21 protein-coding genes are annotated in these 24,283 nt (G+C 44.4%); 12 read left to right on the top strand and 9 right to left on the bottom strand.

Annotated features, from left to right (window positions below; genetic code table 11):
• The first annotated feature begins 8 nt into the window (after positions 1 to 8).
• Positions 9 to 227 (top strand): hypothetical protein, encoded by a 219-nt coding sequence (locus tag ACHFJ9_RS16995; RefSeq protein ID WP_012841649.1) that lies wholly within the window; start codon positions 9 to 11, stop codon positions 225 to 227.
• Positions 228 to 328: 101 nt separating this feature from the next.
• Here the strand turns inward: ACHFJ9_RS16995 and asnS are convergent, their stop codons facing one another.
• Both asnS and ACHFJ9_RS16985 read right to left on the bottom strand, forming a co-directional pair.
• Positions 329 to 1,729 (bottom strand): asparagine--tRNA ligase, encoded by a 1,401-nt coding sequence (asnS, locus tag ACHFJ9_RS16990; protein ID WP_046876186.1) that lies wholly within the window; start codon positions 1,727 to 1,729, stop codon positions 329 to 331.
• A gap of 188 nt (positions 1,730 to 1,917) precedes the next feature.
• Complete coding sequence (locus ACHFJ9_RS16985) at positions 1,918 to 3,543, bottom strand: methyl-accepting chemotaxis protein (protein WP_395355637.1); 1,626 nt, start codon at positions 3,541 to 3,543, stop codon at positions 1,918 to 1,920.
• 292 nt (positions 3,544 to 3,835) lie between these two features.
• Between ACHFJ9_RS16985 and queD the strand changes: the two genes are divergently transcribed.
• On the top strand, positions 3,836 to 4,198 hold the full coding sequence (queD, locus tag ACHFJ9_RS16980; protein WP_005376896.1) for a 6-carboxytetrahydropterin synthase QueD: 363 nt from the start codon (positions 3,836 to 3,838) through the stop codon (positions 4,196 to 4,198).
• Between the two features lie 90 nt (positions 4,199 to 4,288).
• On the opposite strand, the gene ACHFJ9_RS16975 is transcribed toward queD, so the two are convergent.
• The 5 genes from ACHFJ9_RS16975 to ACHFJ9_RS16955 form a co-directional block, all read right to left on the bottom strand.
• Entirely contained in the window at positions 4,289 to 4,756 is a 468-nt protein-coding gene (locus ACHFJ9_RS16975) for a GNAT family N-acetyltransferase (RefSeq protein ID WP_046876185.1), read from the bottom strand.
• 94 nt (positions 4,757 to 4,850) lie between these two features.
• A complete protein-coding gene (locus tag ACHFJ9_RS16970; protein ID WP_395355634.1) occupies positions 4,851 to 6,566 on the bottom strand; it encodes an EAL domain-containing protein in 1,716 nt (571 codons plus the stop codon).
• A 210-nt stretch (positions 6,567 to 6,776) separates the two neighbouring features.
• Positions 6,777 to 8,138, bottom strand: a complete 1,362-nt coding sequence (locus tag ACHFJ9_RS16965; RefSeq protein WP_005396900.1) for an L-serine ammonia-lyase — start codon at positions 8,136 to 8,138, stop codon at positions 6,777 to 6,779.
• 98 nt (positions 8,139 to 8,236) lie between these two features.
• Positions 8,237 to 9,490 carry an aromatic amino acid transport family protein gene (locus ACHFJ9_RS16960; protein ID WP_005396901.1) on the bottom strand — a complete coding sequence of 418 codons (1,254 nt, stop codon included), beginning with the start codon at positions 9,488 to 9,490 and terminating at the stop codon, positions 8,237 to 8,239.
• A gap of 344 nt (positions 9,491 to 9,834) precedes the next feature.
• Entirely contained in the window at positions 9,835 to 10,434 is a 600-nt protein-coding gene (locus ACHFJ9_RS16955) for a CoA pyrophosphatase (protein WP_005396902.1), read from the bottom strand.
• Positions 10,435 to 10,676: 242 nt separating this feature from the next.
• On the opposite strand from ACHFJ9_RS16955, the gene ACHFJ9_RS16950 reads away from it, so the two are divergent.
• A complete protein-coding gene (locus tag ACHFJ9_RS16950) occupies positions 10,677 to 11,216 on the top strand; it encodes a heme NO-binding domain-containing protein (protein WP_395355631.1) in 540 nt (179 codons plus the stop codon).
• Between the two features lie 7 nt (positions 11,217 to 11,223).
• Positions 11,224 to 12,924, top strand: coding sequence for an ATP-binding protein (locus ACHFJ9_RS16945; protein WP_256951151.1), 1,701 nt, complete (start codon positions 11,224 to 11,226; stop codon positions 12,922 to 12,924).
• A 363-nt stretch (positions 12,925 to 13,287) separates the two neighbouring features.
• On the opposite strand, the gene pabB is transcribed toward ACHFJ9_RS16945, so the two are convergent.
• Positions 13,288 to 14,649: an aminodeoxychorismate synthase component I gene (pabB, locus tag ACHFJ9_RS16940; RefSeq protein WP_395355629.1), complete on the bottom strand. Its 1,362-nt coding sequence runs from the start codon at positions 14,647 to 14,649 to the stop codon at positions 13,288 to 13,290.
• A gap of 270 nt (positions 14,650 to 14,919) precedes the next feature.
• Here pabB and ACHFJ9_RS16935 point away from each other — a divergent pair, with 270 nt between their 5' ends.
• The 8 genes from ACHFJ9_RS16935 (at position 14,920) to ACHFJ9_RS16900 (ending at position 22,815) form a co-directional block, all read left to right on the top strand.
• Entirely contained in the window at positions 14,920 to 16,437 is a 1,518-nt protein-coding gene (locus tag ACHFJ9_RS16935; RefSeq protein WP_005376905.1) for a fumarate hydratase, read from the top strand.
• Between the two features lie 173 nt (positions 16,438 to 16,610).
• Entirely contained in the window at positions 16,611 to 16,796 is a 186-nt protein-coding gene (locus ACHFJ9_RS16930; RefSeq protein WP_012841654.1) for a hypothetical protein, read from the top strand.
• A 263-nt stretch (positions 16,797 to 17,059) separates the two neighbouring features.
• Positions 17,060 to 18,436, top strand: a complete 1,377-nt coding sequence (locus tag ACHFJ9_RS16925) for a YcjX family protein (protein WP_317397056.1) — start codon at positions 17,060 to 17,062, stop codon at positions 18,434 to 18,436.
• Positions 18,433 to 19,473, top strand: a complete 1,041-nt coding sequence (locus tag ACHFJ9_RS16920) for a YcjF family protein (protein ID WP_203347140.1) — start codon at positions 18,433 to 18,435, stop codon at positions 19,471 to 19,473. The genes ACHFJ9_RS16925 and ACHFJ9_RS16920 overlap by 4 nt, the downstream gene beginning before the upstream one ends.
• A 100-nt stretch (positions 19,474 to 19,573) precedes the next feature.
• Positions 19,574 to 21,118, top strand: a complete 1,545-nt coding sequence (tyrR, locus tag ACHFJ9_RS16915; RefSeq protein ID WP_256954815.1) for a transcriptional regulator TyrR — start codon at positions 19,574 to 19,576, stop codon at positions 21,116 to 21,118.
• 36 nt (positions 21,119 to 21,154) lie between these two features.
• Positions 21,155 to 21,739 (top strand): ribosomal protein S5-alanine N-acetyltransferase, encoded by a 585-nt coding sequence (gene rimJ / locus ACHFJ9_RS16910; RefSeq protein ID WP_395355625.1) that lies wholly within the window; start codon positions 21,155 to 21,157, stop codon positions 21,737 to 21,739.
• 1 nt (position 21,740) lies between these two features.
• Positions 21,741 to 22,328 carry an HD domain-containing protein gene (locus ACHFJ9_RS16905; protein WP_005396932.1) on the top strand — a complete coding sequence of 196 codons (588 nt, stop codon included), beginning with the start codon at positions 21,741 to 21,743 and terminating at the stop codon, positions 22,326 to 22,328.
• Between the two features lie 13 nt (positions 22,329 to 22,341).
• Positions 22,342 to 22,815, top strand: coding sequence for a DUF2947 domain-containing protein (locus ACHFJ9_RS16900; RefSeq protein WP_012841656.1), 474 nt, complete (start codon positions 22,342 to 22,344; stop codon positions 22,813 to 22,815).
• 44 nt (positions 22,816 to 22,859) lie between these two features.
• Here the strand turns inward: ACHFJ9_RS16900 and ACHFJ9_RS16895 are convergent, their stop codons facing one another.
• Entirely contained in the window at positions 22,860 to 23,822 is a 963-nt protein-coding gene (locus ACHFJ9_RS16895) for an integron integrase (RefSeq protein WP_395355622.1), read from the bottom strand.
• Positions 23,823 to 24,283: the final 461 nt, after the last annotated feature.

The raw sequence follows: 24,283 nt of genomic DNA, 5'->3' as shown, positions 1-24,283 counted from the left end.
GATTTAAGATGAAAAAGCAGTTGGTTAAACATGAGTTAAGGTTAATCGCCGTTGCTATTTTTAGTGCGTTTTTACTGGTATTTGCGCATCTCATTTTGGCGAAGTCTTTCTCTCATATGGCATGGACAGAGTACACCGCGGCCGTGATCCCTTTCGTAATGTTTGGCTTATGTATTGTGGGCGTAAAGTATGCTGAAAAAGCGGACAGAGACAAGGAAGAAGACTAACTCAAGCTTGAGTTACTTAGCAGATGGTATTGACGGTTGAGCACAAAATAAAAGACCTCCACTAGGGAGGTCTTTTCTAATTCTGTCTCACTAAAAAGTGATTAGAAGTTCGCAGAGCGAGGCGTACGTGGGAATGGAATCACGTCACGAACGTTGCCCATGCCTGTTACGTAAGATACTAGACGCTCAAAGCCTAGACCAAAGCCTGCGTGTGGCACTGTGCCGTAACGACGCAAGTCGCGGTACCAGCTCATGTGCTCAGGGTCGATACCCATTTCGCGCATACGTGCATCAAGTACGTCTAGACGCTCTTCACGCTGAGAACCACCGATGATTTCACCGATGCCAGGTGCTAGAACGTCCATTGCCGCTACCGTCTTACCATCATCGTTCATACGCATGTAGAATGCTTTGATGTCTTTCGGGTAGTTCTTAACGATTACCGGCGCTTTGAAGTGCTCTTCCGCTAGGAAACGCTCGTGCTCAGATGACATATCGATACCCCACTCAACTGGGAATTCGAACTCACGGCCAGAATCCAACAGGATTTGGATCGCGTCAGTGTAGTCAACTTGTGCGAAGTCAGAAGAAACAAAGTTCTCTAGACGGCTAACGGCTTCTTTGTCGATGCGCTGAGCAAAGAACTCAAGGTCATCGCGACGCTCTTCAAGTACTGCTTTGAATACGTACTTAAGCATGTCTTCAGCCAGTTTCGCAACGTCGTCCAGTTCTGCAAACGCAACTTCAGGCTCAACCATCCAGAACTCTGCTAGGTGGCGGCTTGTGTTTGAGTTTTCAGCACGGAAAGTAGGGCCGAAAGTGTAAACCTTGCTTAGTGCACAAGCGTAAGCTTCCGCGTTTAGCTGACCAGATACCGTAAGGAAAGTTTCTTTACCGAAGAAGTCTTCGTTGTAGTCTACTTTGCCAGCGTCTGTACGAGGCAGGTTTTCCATATCTAGCGTAGATACACGGAACATTTCACCAGCGCCTTCAGCATCTGAGGCAGTGATCAACGGCGCAGATACCCAGAAGTAACCTTGCTCGTGGTAGAAGCGGTGGATCGCTTGAGATAGGCAGTTACGTACACGTGCTACCGCACCGATTACGTTTGTGCGCGGACGTAGGTGCGCAACTTCACGTAGGTACTCAATAGAGTGACGAGTTTTTGCCATCGGGTAAGTTTCTGCGTCTTCAACCCAACCAACCACTTTAACGCCAGTGGCAGCAAGTTCGAAGTCTTGGCCCTTTGCAGGAGATTCAACAATCTTACCAGTTACTTCAACAGAGCAGCCAGTCGTTAGCTTTAGTACTTCGTCTTCGTAATTATTAAGATTATTTGGGACCACGGCCTGAATCGGGTCGAAACAAGAGCCGTCATATATGGCAAGGAAAGAGATTCCAGCTTTGGAATCACGACGTGAACGGATCCAGCCACGAACAGTCACTTCGCTGTCTACTGCTAGCTGACCTTTCAATACGTCTGATACAGGCGCGTAAGTCATGTTTTCAATATTCTCCATTGAGGTAAAAATTCAACCCAACACTTATTAAAGTACTTGTCTAATAACATTTTTGTTCAAAAAACAAGCTAAGTGCTGAGTTGGGTAGCATTTTACAGATTCAACGAGACATATTACCTGTCAATTCGCTCGCATCAACCTTTATATTCATTTTGATGGGGAGAATCTCTCTATTTATTCACTCTTTGATGCTCTGAAAGTGTGAATTGGTTAAGTAATTGCTCTAAACGTTCGGATAGATGCTCTAAATCAACACTAATATCACGCGTGTGCGATGCTGATTGCGATGTGTCGTCAGCATGCAGTGTGATCACATCAATTTTGGATAGAATACGCTGACTGACGTCGGATGTGGTTTGCGTCTGGCTTTGAATGTTTTCCGCATGTTTCAGAACTTGATGCATTTCATCGACAACGTTATGCATCGTGACTGAAAGTGTCTCGACATCGACTGAACGTTGGTGAGCAAATTGGCAGACAGTATCCACAGAGGCTAAGGACTCTTCACTCCCTTGCTGGAATTGAGAAATGATATGCTCAATGTTGCCCGTGGCTTCGGCGGTCCGAGAAGCTAGGTTACGCACTTCCTCCGCGACGACGGCAAAACCACGTCCTTGTTCTCCGGCTCGGGCGGCTTCAATTGCAGCATTCAACGCGAGCAGGTTGGTTTGTTCTGCAATGCCTTTAATGACCCCAAGAATGGACGACACTTCCTCGGTTCTTTGGTTTAACGAACTGATTTTCTCCCGCACGCCGTCAATATTGCTCACCAAGTGTTTGATGTCTTCGCTCACGCTGTGTGCTTGGCTTGCGCTGTGAGTGGCAACTTCAACGGTGTGGTTGACTAGAGCTGTGGCGTTATTGGTCGAGTCTTCAACGGCGGTTTGTTGTTGCAACATGTCGGTGATGTTGCTTTGTACGTCACTGGTTTCCAATTGTTGATTATTGGCCGCTTTGTCTGTTGATTGTGCAACATCCGTTAACTGACTGGCTGAATTGGCAAGAGAATGGGAGGTGTCTTGTACACGCTCTAAACTCTCGGATACCGTATCCATAAACGAATTAATCGCGGTAGAAAGTTGGCCTACCTCATCTTTTTGGTGATGAACAAGTCGTTGAGATAGATCTTTACTATGGCTCACATTCGCCATGAATTGAGACGTTTTTTGTATTGGGCGAACAATGATCTTACGAATCAAACTCATCGTTATAATAAAACCAACAAACGCGATAACGGCCATTATTCCCATCGCAAACATTGCCTGTTTATTGATCATTGAATTGACGTGGTTCATGTTGTATTCCAAACGAATCGCGCCCAATACTTCGCCTTCTGGTGCTACATGGCAAGAAACGCAGTTGGTGCCACGATAATTTTCGCTTGATTTCATTGGTAGCGCGACAACCAGTCCGTTCCCCCAATTGGCTGAAATTGGCTCAATGACCAGTTCGCCATTTAAAGCTCGTTGGTCAATATCATCGACCGGTTGTTGGTTTGCTTGTCCTGGTCCGTAAAGCTTGGTTACGGTATCGGCCCGCAACACGCGAACTTCTTCAATCCCTTCTTGAGCGAGTGCTTTTTTTCGCAAAGTTTCTTTTTGCGACATGGTGCCTGTTAGCATCATCATGTTTAGGCTATCGAAGTAATTACTAGCCTTATCATGAAGCTGTTCACTGAGAACATCATTGATTAAGGTTTTTTGTTGATGGTATTGATAAGCCGTAGAGGCTGCCAGAACACAGCTGAAGACGGCAATTAACGCGAGCAAGAGCTTAAAAGTGATAGTTGAGCGCATAAATTTATAAGTGTAATTGGAACGAACTGCACAATCTTAATGTGCACAAATGCGCACTGCGAACAACGAAATGAATGATTGTGACCCCACTCATGTTGGGGATATGTAATTGTGATGTGAGTGCTGTGTAATCAAATGTTTGGCGCATGACAGAAATACGACGTTCAGGACAAAGGTTTAATTATTTTCGCTGAGAACAAACGGCGTTTTGCTACGCTTGTATTGAGTAGCACTTGTCTGTTGGCAGTGAATTCCTTAGTATTGCGTGTCTTTTTAAAGCCTGAGAATCAAGATGAAAACAGAATTGTACAAAGAGTTTATGTTCGAAGCGGCACATCACTTGCCACATGTACCTGAAGGCCATAAGTGTGGTCGTTTGCATGGACACTCTTTCTTAGTTCGTCTTTATGTAGAAGGTGAGGTAGACCCGCATACTGGTTGGGTAGTGGATTTCGCTGAAATCAAAGCGGCATTCAAACCAATTTACAATCGTTTAGACCATTATTACCTGAACGACATTGAAGGGTTGGAGAATCCGACGAGCGAAGTGCTAGCAAAATGGATTTGGCAACAGCTTAAGCCAAGTTTACCGTTGCTAAGCAAAGTAGAAATCAAAGAAACGTGCACAGCCGGTTGTATTTACAAAGGTGAATAAGTCACTTTTTATTGAGCATTGAAGACAAAGGCAAGCCATGAGCTTGCCTTTGTTGTATCTGGATATTCCCTATTTTTTATAATTTTCTTGCTAGCTCAGTGGATGACGTAAAATCCACTCTTTTTCGTTCTCACCAAACGTAGTTTTCTCTGTATTGATGAATCCACACGCATCAAGAAAACTGATAGCGTATTGCTGACTCTGTGGCACAGTGACGCAAAGAGAGGTGCTTTCGGGGTCAATGGTATACGCATAAACGAACAGTTTACGTAACGCTTCACTCCCAACCCCTTGGCGTTGGAAGCGTCGATCAACCATCAAGTACTTGAGCCCCAGTTCGTGCCTTTTGGCAAAGGGCGCATGTTGGGAGAAGCCTTTATCGATAACAAGATAGCCAACTAATAGATCGTCAGAATAAATCGTAAAGAACGCTTCAGACTTATTGCGTTTTTGATAAGCCACTTCAAACGGCGTAGAAAATCCTTTCTGCTCTTCCTGCACATCCAATTGCATCAAACTCGAAAAATCTTTCAGTTTGGTGGGTTTAATAGCAATCATCGTTCAACCACAAATTGGCGGCATATCCTCATGCCGCCACGAACTTTAATAGAGTATTCCCTCTAGTTTAAGTAACTCACGAGGTTAAGAAAAGCTAGAAATGCAGAGGATAATAATAACCTTGGTGAATATAGGCACCTAATGTTGTGAGTAAGTGAGCGCTATCGGCGGTTTCTACGCCTTCAACAATGACGGTACACCGATACGTATTTCCCATGGCGATTAACTGACGCAACGTTTCCACTTTCTTATCGTCCGACTTTAAACCAATCACAAACTCCCGATCTATTTTCAAATAATCTGGATTGATTTTACTGATGAGCGACACGTTGTTGTTGCCGGTGCCAAAATCATCGATACTGATTTTACAATCCAGTGCTTTTAGTTTCGCGACATTGCCATAAATCTCGGAGGTATAGTACATCGATGCATTTTCCGTGATTTCAATCGTCAGCAAACGACAATCTCGGTTAGATAGTTCTCTGTGTAGGATTGAAAAGTTGCGTCCTCGCAGCAAAGAAGGACAAATATTGATGCTGATAGGAATAGGCAGCGCTTTGTGCTTAGTATAGATGGACTCTATCACCAGTAAGGTATGAGTAAGAAGCAGTCCATTGCGGATCAGTGTTTCAATAAACCGTTGCGTATTTTTTACCTTAAACCGCGAGAGCGCTTCGTAATGCACAATCTTTTGCGCTGAAGTGTCATAAATCGGCTCCAGTTTGATTTTAAATTGTCGAATTGCACACAAATAAGTCATAAAGGCTTGTAGGGAGCGATGACGCAGTATTATGAGAAACAGCAAGCTTAATAAAATGATGCTTTGAAACGGGCCAGAGATGTAATACACCTCTTTATAGCCGCTGTTCTTCACGTGATAGTTGAAAAAGCGTTCATTGGTGTTACCAATTTCTAAAGAGGTCCCTGTATTGGTTGATAGCTTCATGCCGGAAAGAAAAAAACGCGAAATATGATTTTCAACGTTGTCGGATAAGTTAATGTTTTTGACACGAACCAAAACGGTCGCGTTATTCAAGTCAAATGATTGGGTCGTATAATTGCTATTATTACTCCACTCTTCAAATGCTTTTTTGCTGACAGGGACAACGGTTTCGGGGGTGACTAAACACCGGATATTGAAACGGTCTAGCATCATGCTCGATTCGACCAGCTTTACATTATCAAAGAGCGACTTCAATTCTCTTTCATCAGCAAAGCAGCTCTTTTGGGAAAGATTCTCTGCAATTTCGAAGGCGTTATCCAGATAATTATGTTTCACAATGCTGTTTATCGCGTAGTAACAGATGGCAAAGAAAATGATCGCTGTGAGCAACACGACCCACAGTGTATCTGAATAGATCTTTTTATTACGCAGACAAATACGAAGGGCTTTGCCAAGGCTGTTTGTTGTGTATTGATTGATCTTGTGTTGATGGTCGATGCCATTCTGATGGTTGTTTTGCATAGTAAAAGGGATGAAGTATCCGGTCCGGTGAATATTTTCGATAATATTTTTTTTTGTGGTTACGTGTTCTTCCGTGAGCTTGCGAAATTTCTTTCTTAGAGCGGCCACCGCGTTTTTAAAGCCATTTTCAGGCAGTGTCATTTTGTATTGTTGAGTGATTTTGCTTTCTATCAATCGCTGGCTAATTGGCGTATTTAAGCTGCCGTATTTGGCGATGGTTGACAGAATGGCGTACTCATTTGGGTTGACAGGAATGGAGTGGTGGAGTGATTGATTGAGCTCTAAAGATATTTCGTTTTCGGACAAGCAAACGCAGATTTGGTTTCCAATTTCAAACCTAATCATGTGTTGGTGTGCTCCAAGTTTAATTTTTGGCTACGTTATCAATAAAGCTAGGAGAGGGATGTGATTTTTTACGGGGATATCCATAATAATTGGATATATTCAAGGTTTTAGGTTTTTTTATGCTGGGCGTAGCAACCCATTATTCATGGTTAATGAAGTATAAAAAACCCGAGCAGCGGCTCGGGTTTCGTCGATATTCAGCAAGGCTTATTAACAGATAACTTTTACTGCTAGGCCGCCTTGAGAAGTCTCACGGTATTTCGCGTTCATGTCTTTACCTGTCTCTAGCATGGTTTCGATAACTTTATCTAGAGAAACAGTAGGAGCAGAAGAACGACGCAGTGCCATACGAGTTGAGTTGATTGCTTTTACAGCTGCAATACCATTACGCTCGATACATGGAACCTGAACCTGACCTGCAACCGGGTCACAAGTTAGACCTAGGTTGTGCTCCATCGCGATTTCTGCCGCCATACATACTTGCTCTGGGCTACCACCCATAAGCTCAGCAAGGCCAGCTGCTGCCATAGAACATGCCACGCCAACTTCGCCCTGACAGCCAACTTCTGCACCAGAGATAGACGCGTTACGCTTGTAAAGGCCGCCAATTGCACCAGAAGCTGCGAAGTAACGGATGTAGTCTTTCTCAGTTACGGTTTGAATAAACTTGTCATAGTAAGCCAGTACCGCAGGGATGATGCCACATGCACCGTTAGTCGGCGCAGTTACAACACGACCACCTGCTGCGTTCTCTTCGTTTACTGCAAAAGCAAACATGTTTACCCAGTCAACAACAGACATTGGATCGTTCGTTGTTTTTTCAGAAGTAAGCAGTTGCTGACGAAGTGCTGCCGCACGACGAGGTACGCGTAGTGGACCAGGTAGAATGCCTTCTTCGTTCATACCGCGATCCATACATTCGCGCATTGTGCGCCAGATGTTTGCGAAGTAAGTACGAGTTTCTTCGTCAGAATGAAGCGCATGTTCATTTTTCATGGTTAGCGCACTGATAGATAGGCCGCTTTCATGACATTGTTTTACAAGCTCTTCTGCCGTTGTAAACGGGTAAGGAACTTTTACTGGGTTCTCAACTTCTTTACCGAAGTTTTCTTCATCAACGATGAAACCACCGCCGATGGAGTAGTAAGTTTTTGAGTACGCTTTTTCGTCATCAATCCAAGCGTGGATTTGCATGCCGTTTTCGTGTAACTCAAGGTTTGTTTTGTGGAAGTTCATTCCACCTTCACGTGGGAACGATACTGTGTGACAGTGCATGCCAACAGGAAGGCGTTCAGTTTCTTCTACGCGAGCGATAAAGCCCGGGATAGAATCGATATCAACTTTCTCAGGAGTGTTGCCTGCAAGACCCATGATGATAGCAATATCTGTGTGGTGACCTTTCCCTGTCAGTGATAGTGATCCATAAACGTCAACGGTGATTTTAGTGATGTCGCGCAGTTTTCCCATTGCACGAAGGTCATCAATAAACTCTTTACCCGCTTTCATTGGGCCTACAGTGTGTGAGCTTGAAGGTCCAACACCGATTTTATAGATATCAAAAACACTAATCATATCGATTACCTCAGAAGAAAGCCTCCCAAGGGGAGTTGGGAGGCTTAATTTTATCGTTATATTTTTGGATTAATCATACCGTGCTAGGGCTGGGATGATTAAAGAGCGCCGTAGATTACAGAACTAATGGCAGCAAGACCACAGATTGCTGTGAAAATTTGCACAGGTGCTGAAGTTTTGTACTTAGCCATTGCTGGAACTTTTTGCATTGCGAAGATAGGCATCAAGAATAGGATTGCCGCAATCATCGGTGCGCCCATTGTTTCAATCATACCTAGGATGCTTGGGTTAACGATAGCAACGATCCAAGTTGTGATTACGATGAAGATAAGAGACATCTTCTCGATCTTGCTTACTGGTGATTTTGAACGAGATTTCACTAGACCAACTAGACCTTCATGCGCACCTAGGAAGTGGCCGAAGTAGCTAGAAGTGATAGCCGCGAAAGCAACCAGTGGACCTAAGTAAGAGATCAGTGGAGACTCATGAACGTTTGCTAGGTAAGAAAGAACAGAGATGTTTTGCTCTTGTGCTGTTGCTAGTTGCTCTGGAGACAGAGAAAGTACAACAGAGAAAACGAAGAACATTACAAAGCCCATTAGCATCATCGCTGCGCCACCAGTGATAGCGTCAGTTTTCTTAACTGCGTCATCACCGTATACACGACGTTGTTCTTTAGAGAACTGAGAAATGATTGGGCTGTGGTTGAAAGAGAACACGATAACAGGGATTGCTAGCCATACGATAGCTGGCATTGCACCCCAGTCAGGTGATACTTCCATCATTGAAGTGTTCCAACCAGGAATTAGGTACACAGACAGCGCTAGTAGGATGAACACTAGAGGGTAAACCATCGCTGAAGTTGCTTTCAGCATAAGCTCTTTACCGAACACTACACCCGCTGTCATTGCAGCGATAAGTGCACCAGAAAGTAGCCAGCGAGGAATAGATTCCATACCCATTTGGTTAACTAGGAAAGAGTCAACCGTGTTTGTGATACCAACACCGTAGATAAGTACGATTGGGTAGATAGCGAAGAAGTAAGCGAACGTAATAAGGTTTGCGCCAGTCTTACCAAAGTGCTCTTCTACTGTGTCAGTGATGTCCGCTTCTGGGTTTTTCGCAGAAAGAACGAAGCGAGCTAAAGATTTGTGTGCGAACCAAGTCATTGGTGCTGCGATTAGGGCTAGGATTACTAATGGCCAAAAGCCACCTGCACCTGCTTTAATAGGAAGGAATAGTACACCGGCACCTACTGCCGTACCAAAAAGGGACAGACACCAGGTAAAGTCTTTGTAAGAAAACTTACTAGACGATTGTGCGGTAGAAACCGCAGAAGTAGTTGTATTCATTTTTTAGTTACTCATTTTGGGAACAGGAAATAAGTCGGGAGTAATTTTGCAAGATTTTACACTAGGAAAATTAGATCTAAATCATTTATTGCTTACGCTTATTGAATGATATGTCAAAAACCTGCTTTTTATCACGAAAATGATGTGCTACTCGTGATTTCTGCTAATGAGTAAAATTAGAAAAACTTATCGATAGGGCTGTTTGTATAAATTTATTTCACCGCAAGCGTTTGCGGTGAAAACGGCAAATTAATCTAATGTGAATGAATGTTTATGAAGCAACGTTTTATTAATATTGATGCGCATGATGATCGCATCCATAAAAATACCGATATCAGAAGTTTTTAATGTGAAATGATATGTTTTTGCATTGATTCGATGATTTGTGCGGTCATGCCCCAGATGAAATGCTGTCTATATGGGATAGCAAATACACGATGACTGCTGTTTTTTAGGTCAAACTTGGTGCTGTACAACTTTTTCGGATTCAGAATGTGGTTAGCAGGAACTTCAAAAACAGACTCCACCTCATTTGGGTCAATATGCGTTTTATACTCAGGAGAAATAAAGGCCAAAAACGGTGTCACATTAAACTGACTAATCGTTGGCAATGTTGGAAGCTGGCCAAATACATGAATATGTTCATCTTCTATGCCGATCTCTTCTTTGGTTTCTCTTAATGCCGTATTGATTAGATGATGATCTTCCTGCTCAAACTTACCGCCGGGGAAACTGATTTGTCCCGGATGATGACGCAAGTGTGCTGCTCGCTTTGTCAAAATGACCTGTAGCCCCTCCGGGCGTTCTACAAAACCAATTAAGACCGCTGCGTCTCGCAGTGATTTTCCTTTCATCCATTTCAGTCGCGCGAGGGACTCTTTGTGGTAACCCGTTGGAAGCCGAAATTGAAAGTTTTGCAGTAATTGAGTTTTGTCGATAACCAAACCAAATCCTTATTTATTGTGCCTAACCATTATTTATTATACTCAATGGCCGCAAGAGGCGTGGTGCTATCGCCGTTGGTACGGTATTAAAGTATTAGTGCGGCAATACCAAAGCACGTCCATTGGTTCTTTCCCTGCTTTGTGTCGTGTGCCTCACTCTGCTTGGGTATAATAATTTGAAACTTATAAGGTTATAAACCATTCTTTATTTTAAGACGTCACTATGGGGCAAGTATTGACTAATGAAAGGGATTATTTTCACCGAGTTCATGGAGTTAGTGGAAGAGAAGTTTGGTCTCGATGTGTTAGACCAAGTGCTCGACCTTTCTAATGACGAAGGGATTTATACGGCAGTTGGCAGTTACGATCATAAAGACTTGGTTAAATTGATTGTGAATCTCAGCAAAGTATCTGGCATTCCGCCTGAACAACTGCAAGAAGTATTTGGAGAGTGCGTTTTTTTGAATTTACTTCGCTCGATTCCTAGTCATGCCAGTTTGCAGCAGTGTGAAACGACATTTCAATTTGTTCGCCATGTTGAAGATTTTATTCATGTCGAGGTCAGAAAGCTCTACCCAGATGCTAATCCTCCTCAGTTTGATTTTATCAGCGAGACTCAATCAAACATGGTGTTTGATTATCGAAGTGCGCGGTGCATGTCTCACGTATGTTTAGGTCTAATAAAAGGTTGCGCAGCGCACTTTGGTGAAGTTATTCATATCAAACACCAAAACCAGTCAGAAGATGGTAGCCAGGTTCGCTTTTGGTTAGAGGCACAATAAGAACGATATGACAGGAAGTTCCTCGCTAGAAAGGAAACTCAAACGAGAAATCGAATCAAGAAAAGCAGCTGAGCGGTTATTGGAGCAGAAGAGCTTCGAACTTTATGAATCTACTCAACAGCTAAGTGTTGCTTTGAAAAAGCTTGAGTTGAAATCAAAAAAGGATTTACGCAAGTTTGAGTTCGAAGAGAAAGTTGACGCGACGCTGATTAAGTTTGGTCGAACTTTTTTGTCGAGCACCTTTGATGAAGCTATGATTGCCAGTTTTATTGAGCAGCTCACTTCGAACTCAATCATTTCTGCGGCTTACTTACATCTTGATTCCACAAAACTTTCTTCTTTGCGCCGACATCATTTTGGTCATTTACAGCTTCGCCATGAGAATACGATTAAGACTGTCCCCAATTGGCAGGGGGAGAACTTGCATTTGCCTATCATCATTGACAAGCAAACAGTAGGGGAGTTGATCTTCTCTGTTCAGTTGGATCAAATCGATCAGTCGTTTATTTCCAAACAGATGGAGCTGGTATCGGATTTGGTTCATGGGGTCATTGGCCGGCATTTGAGTTTAGAGCGAGAAGTGGAGCTGCGAAAGCGGGCAGAGGAATCGGAAAAAGCGACGAAAGAGTTTGTCGCCATGATTAACCACGAGTTGCGTACACCTCTTAATGGCGTGTTAGGTAGTGCTGAACTACTAAGTCGAACACAGTTAGGTGAAGAGCAACGCCATTACCTAAACAACTTGACTCAATCGGGAGACTTGTTGAGGGTCATCATTAACGATCTTCTCGACTTCAGCAAGATGAATGCCGGTATGATGGAAATCATCGATAAGGTCTTTGCTTGGGAAGAGCTTGAAAAAGCCATCATGGGCGTATTTTCAGCTAAAGCAGCAGAAAAGCGAATTCATTTCTCCATCGATAAAAAGCTCGGTATTCCCGAGTTTTTAGTTGGTGACTTAGAGCGAATTACACAGATCTTGGTCAACTTGGTGGGAAATGCTATTAAGTTTACTCATTTGGGTGGGGTGGTGCTGCGAGTGGAGTGGATAAACGGTATTGCGCATTTTGAGGTTGAAGACACGGGTATTGGCATCCCGATAGAAGCGCAGCCCTCATTATTTGACCCATTTGTGCAAGTAGATCGCTCGGCGAAGCGCAGTTTTGAAGGCTCAGGTTTGGGCCTTGCGATTTGTAAAAATCTAGTGGATTTGATGCAGGGCGAGATTAGCTTTGAAAGTGAAGAACGCAAAGGTACCACCTTTAAAGTCTCTATTCCTCTAAAGGAGGGGCAAGCCCCAGGCGCAGCAGAGGGGGAATTAGCTACCATAGAGCGAAGTGATTTGGCAGGACGCTCAATATTGGTGGTTGATGACATCAGAATGAACCAAGTGATAGTTACTCAAATGCTGAAAAAACTCGACATTACACCTGATTTAAAAGCCAATGGGAAAGAAGCTTTAGAAGCGGTGAAAAACAAAGATTACGAACTAATATTTATGGATTGCCGAATGCCGGAAATGGATGGTTATGAGGCGACGATGTATCTGAGAGAGCGTGGCTTTACTCATCCTATTATCGCATTAACCGCTGGCACTACTATCGAAGAGCGTCAAAAGTGTATTGATTCAGGCATGGACGACATCCTCACTAAGCCGTACACCGCAACCGATATTGAACAGATCATGTGTAAGTGGCTTGAGCAGTAGACGCTGCCTCTTAAAAAAACGGACTCTTGTTAGCCAGCGGCTAAAAGCCAAAGTACCTGTAAATAAAACACACAAAAAACGCTCCATACTGGAGATAATGCCGATCATTTTAGGTCATTCTAGCGAGCCTTGGCGAGACTAAGAATCTATTAGCAGCACGCTGAGCGGATAATGAAACAAATTTGACCATAAAGTGCTTGAATAGAAGAACCTGTATCACGCTTCTTCTTCGTCGCTGTGCAGGGTGATGAGATACAGAAATATGCCACTCGCTGTTAAACGAGCGGCATTATCCGTTCTGGAGGCGTTTTAGATTGTTTTCGTCAATAGCATGAAAGCGACGTTGTCCGCTGTTGAAATCTACTATTGCAGCGCTGGTAAAATCTTTGAGAGCTTATCCAACGTTTCTTGATATTCAGAAGCGCAATCGCTATCTGCAACGACGCCGCCGCCAGCCCAAGCGTACAGTTTGTGATTCTCCGCTACGAGAGTACGGATGGTGATGCTGGTATCCATACGACCATGGCGAGAAATGTAGCCAATACTGCCGCAATACGCGCTGCGTCGATGTGGCTCTAACTCTTCAATGATCTGCATTGCGCGAACTTTAGGTGCGCCCGTAATTGAACCGCCCGGGAAGCACGCTCGTAGCAAATCTGCAGGAGAATATTGCTCGTCCAAATTCGCACGAATGGTGCTCACCAAATGATGCACGGCAGGGAAGCTTTCAATATCAAACAGCTTTGGCACGTGAACGCTACCCGGTGATGCAACTCGACCAATGTCATTACGCAGCAAATCGACAATCATTAGGTTTTCTGCCTGATCTTTTTCCGCTGTCTGCAAGTCATGGGCATTAGCGTTATCTTGCCTTGGATCTTCGCTGCGTGGTCGAGTACCTTTGATTGGTTTCGTTTCAATGACGCGATCTTTGAGTTCTAAAAAGCGCTCTGGAGAGATACTCAAAATCGAAGACTCTGGCATACGGATAAAAGCGGAAAATGGCGCTTGGTTGGCGGACTCCAATTTCAGATACGCTTGCCACTCACTGCCTTGATACGGTGCGTTAAAGCGTTGCGCCAAATTGATCTGATAGCAGTCACCGCTCAACAAGTATTCTTGCACCTTGTCAAAGCGAGTAGCGTAGCTCTCTTTCGTCATGTTTGACTGCCAATCACCAGACAGAGCGAAGTCTACGCTTTGCTCAGCTTCTTGCTCGTCTAACCATTGCCAAGCTTGCTCGATATTCTGACCGACTAGGCAGGCTTTTTTAAGCTTGTGGTCAACAACGACGGCCCATTCATACAGACCTACTGCCATATCAGGCGTATTGAGATCCTTTTCGGCCAGTTCTGGCATCGTTTCTACGCGTCGACCTAAATCGTAACTGAAGTAACCGAGCGCTCCGCCGACAAAAGGCAAATCCAATTCTTTATTTAACTCAACGTGAGGAAGCCACTGTTCTTGCAACTGATGAAGCAGCGCGAATGGGTCATCTTGAGTTGAATAGGCATTCGATGGCGTTTCAACTTGTGTAATTTTGGCAGTGGTTTCTAACGTTGCAATTGGGTTGGCAACCAACACATCAAAGCGACTATCGATATGCGTTTCTGATGCAGAACGCAGCAACATCGCCCAAGGTCGGTGTTGAATGCGAGAAAAGAGGTGAAGAGCAAACTCTGGTGCGTATTCCAGCGCTTTAAAATCAATGAATTGATTGTCCATGTTGTTCATTTGTGTAATTTGTGACAAAGAGATCGTTCACTGCATGGCATGTCATGGGCAGCAAGAGTATCATATTCCTCTGTATAGCCAAACTCCCTCTATTCATAGGGTTTTGAGATGGTTTACAAGTAGGCGACTTCAGCGTTTCGTGTGTCGATATCAGCCGTTCGACAATTGTTTATAAAAAACGAAGCTCAAAAGAGCAATAAGCTCAACAAACACGATTGAAGCCAAGCCAATAATGGAAGCATAACTATAACGAGGCATGTAATGACGGTAATACGCAAGCAGGATGTGATCAGCAGTGTCGCTGATGCGCTACAGTATATTTCTTACTACCACCCGCTAGACTTTGTTCAAGCTCTTGAAAAAGCCTACCACCGTGAAGAGAGCCAAGCCGCTAAAGACGCGATTGCTCAGATCCTAATTAACTCCCGAATGTCAGCAGAAGGTCACCGACCAATTTGTCAGGATACTGGTATCGTGACGTGTTTCGTCAACATCGGTATGGGCGTGCAATGGGACTCAACCGACATGACGGTTCAGCAGATGGTAGATGAAGGTGTTCGACAAGCGTATACGAACCCAGACAACCCGTTGCGTGCGTCAGTACTTATGGATCCTGCCGGTAAACGTATTAATACCAAAGACAACACGCCTGCTGTCGTACACATCAACATGGTTCCGGGCGATAAAGTTGAAATTCAGATCGCAGCAAAGGGCGGCGGTAGTGAAAACAAAACTAAGATGGTGATGCTAAACCCATCTGACGATATTGCAGAATGGGTAGAGAAAACGCTACCAACAATGGGCGCGGGCTGGTGTCCTCCTGGCATGCTTGGCATTGGTATCGGCGGTACGGCTGAAAAAGCAGCGGTATTGGCAAAAGAATCTCTAATGGAACACATCGATATTCAAGAGCTTATTGACCGTGGCCCGCAAAACGCAGAAGAAGAGCTTCGTCTTGATATCTTCAATCGCGTGAACAAACTTGGTATCGGCGCGCAAGGCCTTGGTGGTTTGACAACTGTTGTCGACGTTAAGATCAAAACGGCGCCAACGCACGCGGCTTCTAAGCCTGTTTGTTTGATCCCGAACTGTGCGGCGACTCGTCACGTACACTTCACGCTTGATGGCAGCGGCCCAGCAGAGCTCACGCCACCTAAACTAGAAGATTGGCCAGACATTACTTGGGAAGCGGGAGAAAACACGCGTCGCGTAAACTTAGACACGATTACTAAAGAAGAAGTACAAGAGTGGAAGACAGGCGAAACCGTTCTTCTATCAGGTAAAATTCTGACTGGCCGTGATGCAGCGCATAAACGTATTCAAGGCATGCTAGATAATGGCGAAGGTCTACCAGAAGGTGTAGATCTAAACGGTAAGTTCATTTACTACGTAGGTCCTGTCGATGCAGTTGGTGATGAAGTCGTTGGTCCTGCTGGTCCAACAACATCAACGCGTATGGATAAATTCACCGATATGATGCTAGAAAAAACAGGCATCATGGGCATGATCGGTAAAGCTGAGCGTGGTCCTGCAACGGTTGAATCTATCAAGAATCACAAAGCGGTTTACCTAATGGCTGTTGGTGGCGCGGCGTACCTTGTAGCGAAAGCGATCAAGAAAGCTCGCGTTGTCGCATTTGAAGATTTAGGTATGGAAGCGATTTACGAGTTTGAAGTTGAAGATATGCCAGTAACAGTGGCTGTCGACTCAAATGGCGTTAACGCGCACCAAATCGGTCCTGACACTTGGAAAGTGAAAATCCAAGAGATGGAAGCATAAGGCAAACGGTAATCTTACATTGTCTCAGTAGAGAGAATGTGACAAGGTGCTGATTTACCTAGCAAACATTTGACAAAAGTGCAGCGAAAACTGCACTTTTTGTCTATATAATGTAGATATAAACCTCAGGGCATAGCAATCAAACGTTATGCGAACAATAATTAGGAGACGGCATGCCTCGTTTTATTCAGATTCTACAAATTATTCTTGCTGTAGTGGTAGGTGGCTTTGTTGGCTACGACTTGATCCTTCACGGCATCAGCATTTTTGATGAGAAGTACGTGACCATCACATGTGTGTTGTGGCTGATTTTAGAAATCGCTCTATTTGTTATCTATAAATTAATCGAAGACGACTAGACTCAAAGAAAGCAGGTTTCTGTTCAACACAGTAATCAGCATAAATAGGGTCACTAATGCTTTAGTGTTGATTAAGTAAGCCTCTGAACCACTCAGGGGCTTTTCTTTTTTCATCCTGCTTTAAGCGAATGTTTTGTTCATCTTTTATTAAGGTATATAAAGTTAGACTCATAGAGTTCAGTATTGAAAGGTAAGTATTCATAGATTAATACCCGAAGTGGCTGATAACGTTGTTTTAGAGCGGAGCAAGATAAAGAAGCGCAATGAAAAGAATAAAGAAAGAAGTCAATGACTTTATCAACAGAGGTATGGACTCCAATGTTCGAATTGCCGTCACCGGGCTTTCTCGTGCCGGTAAGACGGCATTCATCACGTCATTAGTGAATCAGCTTCTTCATACTGCAACCCATGACAATTTGCCTCTTTTGACTGCGGCTAGAGATAAGCGCCTTATTGGGGCGAAGCGTGAGCCTCAATCGAATATGATGGTGCCACGTTTTGCTTACGATGAAGCGATGAGCCAGATCCATGCGACCCCACCTCAATGGCCAGTACCAACACGGGATGTGAGTGAGATTCGCTTAGCGCTCAAGTACAAACCAAATAAAACCACGAAAAAGCTGTTGAGTAAAACCGCAATTTTAAATGTTGATATTATCGACTATCCAGGAGAGTGGCTGCTCGACCTGCCGTTATTGGACATGGACTTTGCGACGTGGTCGCAAACTCAGTTTGATGCACTTAAAGGCCAGCGTGGCGATTTAGCCAAAGCTTGGCTGTCTGAATTAGAAAAGGTGGATCTTTCTGCTGAAGTGAACGAGAAACTACTCGAGAAAGTTGCGCATACATACACCGAGTACCTTCATGCCTGTAAAGACGCAGGTCTTCATTGGGTACAGCCTGGCCGCTTCGTATTACCTGGTGAGCTCGCAGGCGCGCCAGTGCTACAGTTTTTCCCGTGTCGTGCTGATTCGGAAAGCAAGGCGCTTAAGGGCAGCAACTTTGCGATGCTCGAAGCGCGTTTTCAGGAATACCAACAGAAAGTAGTGAAAGCGTTTTATAAGCATCACTTTGCGACCTTCGATCGACAGATTGTGCTGGTGGATTGCTTGCAGCCTCTCAATGCCGGCGATGAAGCGTTTTACGACATGCGCCAAGCGCTAGAGCAGATCATGCATAGCTTTCGTTATGGTCGCAGTAGCTTTTTACGTCGTTTGTTCTCGCCAAAAATAGACAAAGTGCTATTTGCTGCCACAAAAGCGGATCACATAACGCCCGATCAGCATCCCAATTTAGTGTCTTTGCTACAACAAATGGTGCATCCAGCGTGGCAAACCGCAGCCTACGAGAATATCGAGATGAGTTGCATGAGTATCGCTTCTATCCAATCAACCACGACGGGATTTATTTCTTCTGGAGATAAGACGATTCCGGCGTTACAGGGTACGACGTTGGATGGTGAGCCGATGACGATGTTTCCGGGAGAAGTACCGAAAAAGCTACCAAATGCGGCTTATTGGCAAAACAACGGGTTTGATTTTACGTCATTCCGTCCAATGCCCTCACCGAATGATGAGCCAGTGAAGCACATACGCTTAGACAAAGCACTGGATTACCTGATTGGAGATAAATTGAAATGAGTGAGTTGAAGCAAAAACAAGTTTTCTCTGAAAAGGCAATGGAAAAAGAGCAGCAATCGAATCAACCGGAGTTGACGGCGCAGCAAACATTCGGCGAAAAAGAAACATTCGTACCTGTTGAAGTTAAAGAAGAGCGCCAGGAGACCGAACAGGAATTGCAACTCGAGCATGTCATTCGTCCAAAACCGGGCAGAAAGTGGCTCGCGACTGGCGCATTTGCCACCTTCGCTGGTTTGGTTGGCTGGCAAGCGGTGGACTCGGTTATAACCGCAATTCAAACTTCTGATTGGTTGGCTTTAAGCTGGACGGGGTTTATTGCTGCGATCGCTTCGCTTGGTTTAGGGGCGATGGGTAAAGAGCTTTGGAAACTGCGCAAACTACGAAATCATTTTAGTGTTCAAGAAGAAGCAGAAGCGCTTGTTAATAGTGAGAGTGTGGGGAAAGGGAAAGCCTTTTGCGAAAATGTGGCAGAACAAAGTGGTGTGATGGCAGAGAACCCGGGCTTTGATCGTTGGCAGAACAGCATTAACCCAGCTCATAGTGATGCTGAAATCCTTGATATGTATGACTCGATGGTTGTGAGCCAACAAGACAAATTGGCAACGAAAATCGTATCGCAGCACGCAACCGAGTGTGCGGCCCTAGTCGCGGTGAGCCCTCTGGCTGCCGCTGATATGTTGCTGGTGGCGTGGCGAAATTTCAAAATGATCGACAACCTCTCCAAAGTATATGGGGTAGAGCTAGGTTACGCCTCTCGCATCAAGCTACTAAAAGCGGTATTTGTCAATATGGCGGCGGCTGGTGCCAGTGAGCTGGCTATTGATGCTAGTATGGACTTGATGTCGATGGACCTTGCAGGCAAAGTTTCTGCTCGTGCGGGGCAGGGGCTAGGCGTTGGTATTCTCACTGCACGTTTGGGCTTGAAAGCGATGACCTTATTGCGTCCACTACCTTGGTATCCTGACCGTCAGGTTAAATTGGGCACCATACGCAAGGCTGTGGCGGCGAAAGTTGCATCAATTACGATGAAACCGTAACGAATATCAACTTTGATGGATAGGATTGCTTGACGCCATTCCAAGCATGATAGAAACTACTGTCAACTTTTCCTGACAGTCGTGAATTGGGATATTTTCAGTGCGTCTTGAAGTCTTATGTGAAGATCGACTCGGCTTGACCCGAGAACTGCTCGATATTTTAGCGTCTAAAAGCATCGACTTGCGTGGTATCGAAATCGATATTAGCGGTATTATCTATTTGAATTGCCCAGATATTGATTTTGATACGTTTAGTGAGCTGATGGCTGAAATCCGCCGTATTCCGGGGGTGAAAGACGTACGTAAAATCCAGTTTATGCCGATGGAGCGCCACAATACGGAGCTGCTTTCGCTAGTTGATAACTTGCCCGATCCGGTTTTTGCCATCGACCTTAAAGGTGCCGTAGACATGGCAAACATGTCTGCACTTTCACTGCTTGGTCTTCACAAGCAAGAAGTAATTGGCACGCAGATCGGAGTTTTGCTGCCAAGTGTTCGTTTTTCTCGCTGGTCTGAAGGTGTGAATGGCAGAACGCGGGAAAACCTTGTGATTGATGGCTTGGACTATGTTCTTGAGTTGATGCCAGTTTATATCCGAGACGAAGCGCAAAACTCCACTCTAGCGAGTACACTGATGACGATTCGCTCTAGTCAGCAAGTTGCCAGAATTGAAGAATCGCTACCGCTGCATAATCCTCTGGGTTTTGAGCACTTTGTTGGAATATCGAACCGCCATAAAGCACTAATGAATCAAGCTAAGAAGCTGTCTGTGCTTGACCAGCCACTGTTGATTGAAGGCGAAACGGGGACCGGTAAAGAAATGCTTGCTAAAGCTTGCCACAGCCGTTCTAGCCGTGCGAGTAAGCCATTCTTAGTTTTGAGTTGTGCCTCGATGCCTGACGATGTAGCAGAAACCGAACTTTTTGGTCACGCGCCGGGTTCATTTAATCATGAACAAGGTCACAAAGGCATCTTTGAGCAAGCAAATGGCGGGACGGTATTTCTTGATGAAATCGGTGAAATGAGTTCGCATCTTCAAATCAAGCTGTTACGTTTTCTACAGGATGGTAATTTCCGTCGTGTCGGTGCAGAAGATGAGATGCATGTCGATGTTCGTATCATCGCTTCAACAAAACATAACCTTGCCGAACTTTCTGAGGCAGGAATGTTCCGTGAAGATTTGTATTATCGTCTCAACGTACTTACGCTCAGCATTCCTCCGTTACGTAAGCGCTCAAATGACGTTGCGCCATTGCTTGAGTTATTTGTGGCGAAACATGCTCAACAGCTTGGGATTGATAAGCCAGAGTTTGATGATGGTCTAGTTGATGCCCTTGCAAATTATCAGTGGCCAGGAAACATGCGCCAGCTGGATAATATGGTTCTTCGAGCGCTCACAGAAATGGATGGTGGTATACTAAACGCGGAGCACTTCAATTTACCTCAGCCTCAATCAGTCGGCGCAGGTAGTGCAACGCTTAACATCGACGGTTCATTGGATGAGATCATGCGTGACTATGAATCTCAGGTTCTGGAGCGTTTGTATCAGTCATTCCCATCAAGCCGCAAGCTTGCTAAGCGCTTAAATGTATCGCATACCTCAATCGCTAATAAACTGCGTGATTACGGTATCCGCAAGAATTAATCGAATTGAACGAAAAGACGGAATTAATCATTTGTAATGGAAGATAACAGCTCATCTATCGCCGTTCATAAGTTGGACGGTGACTTGCTTCTTCGTACCGCTGAAATCGGTGACGCAGATATGATTGCCGAGTATTTTCAAGTGAACCGAGAATACCTGAAACCGTTTGAGCCGAAACGTGAAGAGGCTTTTTTCTCAGTTAACGGTTGGTTGCAAAAGCTTATCAAGCTCAATGAGATGCATCGAATGGGGTTGGGGTATTATTGCCTCTTGGTCAGAGCCTCTTCGGGTGAAATGCTAGGTACGATATCCTTTAGTAATTTGAGTCGTTTCCCTTTTTATTCTTGTAACGTCGGATACTCTCTCGCTGAAAAAGCGCAAGGGCATGGTTATATGCGTCGTGGATTAACCATGGCTTGCGACTACATGTTTAACGTGCAGAAGTTACATCGTATTCAAGCCGGCTACATGCCTCACAACAAACGTAGTGAAGCTGTGCTAGAGCATGTAGGGTTCAACCAAGAAGGGTATGCAAAAGATTACCTTTTGATTAATGGTGAATGGCAAGACCACGTTCTAACGTCACTTATTAATCCGAATTGGCAACCAGAAGGGCGATAGTATGGAGCGATTGGAAAAGCAATTAGCACTTGTAATCGAGCTCGATAAACTCAAAAGTATTTTGCGCCGAACCCGAGTTAAAAGTGCTGAAGGGCGTCTCGAAAATAGTGGTGAGCATAGTTGGCATGTCACACTGATGGCAATATTGATGGAAGAGCATGCGAATGCACCAGTAGATATTTGCCGAGTGATGAAAATGTTATTGATACATGACGTAGTAGAGATCGACGCGGGGGATACCTTTGTTTATGATACTGCCGCGTCTCAAGAGCAAGTAGAAAAAGAAATTAGAGCGGCAGAACGCTTGTTTGGTATGTTACCCAGCGATCAGGAGCAAGAGTTATTGGCGCTTTGGCATGAATTTGAAGCCGCGCAGACCGATGATGCTAAGTATGCAAAAGCACTCGATCGGTTAATTCCAATGCTCTTGAACTACCATAATAATGGTCAGAGTTGGAAGGAGCATGGCGTCTCTCGTGAACAAGCACTTACCATTAATAAACGAATTGAATTTGGCTCTGTTACCTTATGGGACAAAGCGAAAGAGTTGATAGAAGAAGCCACAGAGAAAGGTTGGCTGAAATCGTAATAAAGGAGACTGAATGTCTTATTTGCCTTTGGATGAATACCAAAGAAAATGGATTTTTACGCATCAGTCGATGCCTGTGCCAGAAGAAGATTTGGCTTTTATTAAGCCGATGAGCCAAGCCCGCTCAGCACAATTTTGGAAAGAAAATATTAGTGCTCAAAGCCCCGATATGGATCGACTTAGCTCCCAAGATTGGCCAATGAATGAGGCGAACTGGTCTGAAGTCGTTGATTGGATGGCTGCGTGGGAGTTGGATGATCCGGACATGCCAGCGGAAGTAGAAGCACATATCGATTGGCAAGACGATGTGACCGTTTACTTTTGCTACGAGAAGTACAATGTCATCGAAACTAAGTGGTCGATTTTTAAAAAGCATTGGAAGAACTTTCTCTTTTATGATGATGGTCCAATATTGATTGGACGCCGTCGTTCACAAGCGCTTTGGTTTGACTCAAAAGGCAATGTGAAACTCGGTGTTCGTCAATAATGAGTTATACAGCAAAGCCACCTTTTCGAGGTGGCTTTGTTTTTCTAAAGGCTGGATAATGGACTCAACACGCCGCCAGCCCCGCGCTCGATAACGTGAGTATAAATCTGGGTGGTTTTTACATCGGTGTGACCAAGCTGCTCTTGTACTGTTCTAATGTCAGCACCAGACTCCAATAAATGTGTGGCAAAGCTGTGCCTGAGTGTATGGCATGTTACTGTTTTCTCGATACACGCATTCGTTGCAGCGCGCTTTACCGCTCTTTGTATTGCACTTTCATTGATATGATGCCTTCTGAGCTCTCCGGTGTCCCGATCTGTACTTAACTTTGTTGATGGGAATAAAAAGTGCCAGTTAAAATCTAGCTCCGCTTTTGGGTATTTACGTCGTAAACCTTCAGAGATGTATACACCCGCATAACCAGGCATGTGTCTATCTTTAAAATAGTAATCTCTTGCTAAATTAACCTGAGCTTTAAGCGGCTCATGTAGCTCTTTTGCTAACGTTACGGTACGATTTTTACCTCCTTTTCCTTGCCAAACACGAACTGCGCCATAATCATAATCGATGTCCTGAACTCTTAAGCGCAAACACTCCATGACTCGAAGCCCTGAGCCATAAAGCAACTGAATATGGAGTTTATACCTCGGGTCGATATGTTGAACGAATCGTCGGATCTCCTCCCTAGTTAATACAACGGGAAGTTTCTTTTCGGTCAGGGATTTCTGAAATCTCATATCAAGTGATAGTGGAGTTTTGAAATAATCACGATATAAAAATGATATTGAGTTCAGTGCCAAAGCTTGCGTTTTTACCGCAACTTTTTCTTTTACCGCTAAGTAACTCAGGAACTGAACTACATCATCTTCTGCTAGTGTTGAAGGGTGGGCAAGCTGGTGGAAAGTGATAAAGCGTTTTATCCAAAATAGATAACTTTCGATGGTTTTATTCGCATAATGACGAGTAAGCATGTGCTCTTTTACACTAAGTAAAAACTGACTTTTCATGATAAAATTGACCTGTTTATTTATACAGCCCCTTCAGTCTATCAGCTCTTTTGTAATTAGCGTGCATTGCGCCGTCTAATTGCGCGCGCGACCACACATATTCATACTGTTTTTCTATTTGTTTCATGTATATAGATGCTACGATTTATAGCGCTTTTGATCAGAAAGAGGGCGGTAGCTTGCCAGAAAGGAGGCAAATTGCCGTATAGAAAGCGTTAGTACGGGGGTGGCATCAACGGTTAAAAATTTCGGTGTTTATCAGTTCCGTTTTCCAGCTTTTCACTGGATCAAATGTGCCTTTCACGTTCTTTCCGGTGGCACTATGTGCGGAGTGTTCGCGTCGATTTCACCGTTTACGGTTTCTAACTTTTGGGCTATTTCGTTGGCGCGGTTTCTTTTGTGTTGTTGGCTGTTTAGTCTTCAATTCGGTACTTTGGTGTGGTTGGTTAAGTCTGGTGACC

It is taken from the genome of Vibrio sp. D3, assembly GCF_043995865.1.
Classification (GTDB): domain Bacteria; phylum Pseudomonadota; class Gammaproteobacteria; order Enterobacterales; family Vibrionaceae; genus Vibrio; species Vibrio diabolicus.
Note: the sequence above shows the minus strand (reverse complement) of the source record. Positions and strands in the feature narration are given on the sequence as shown.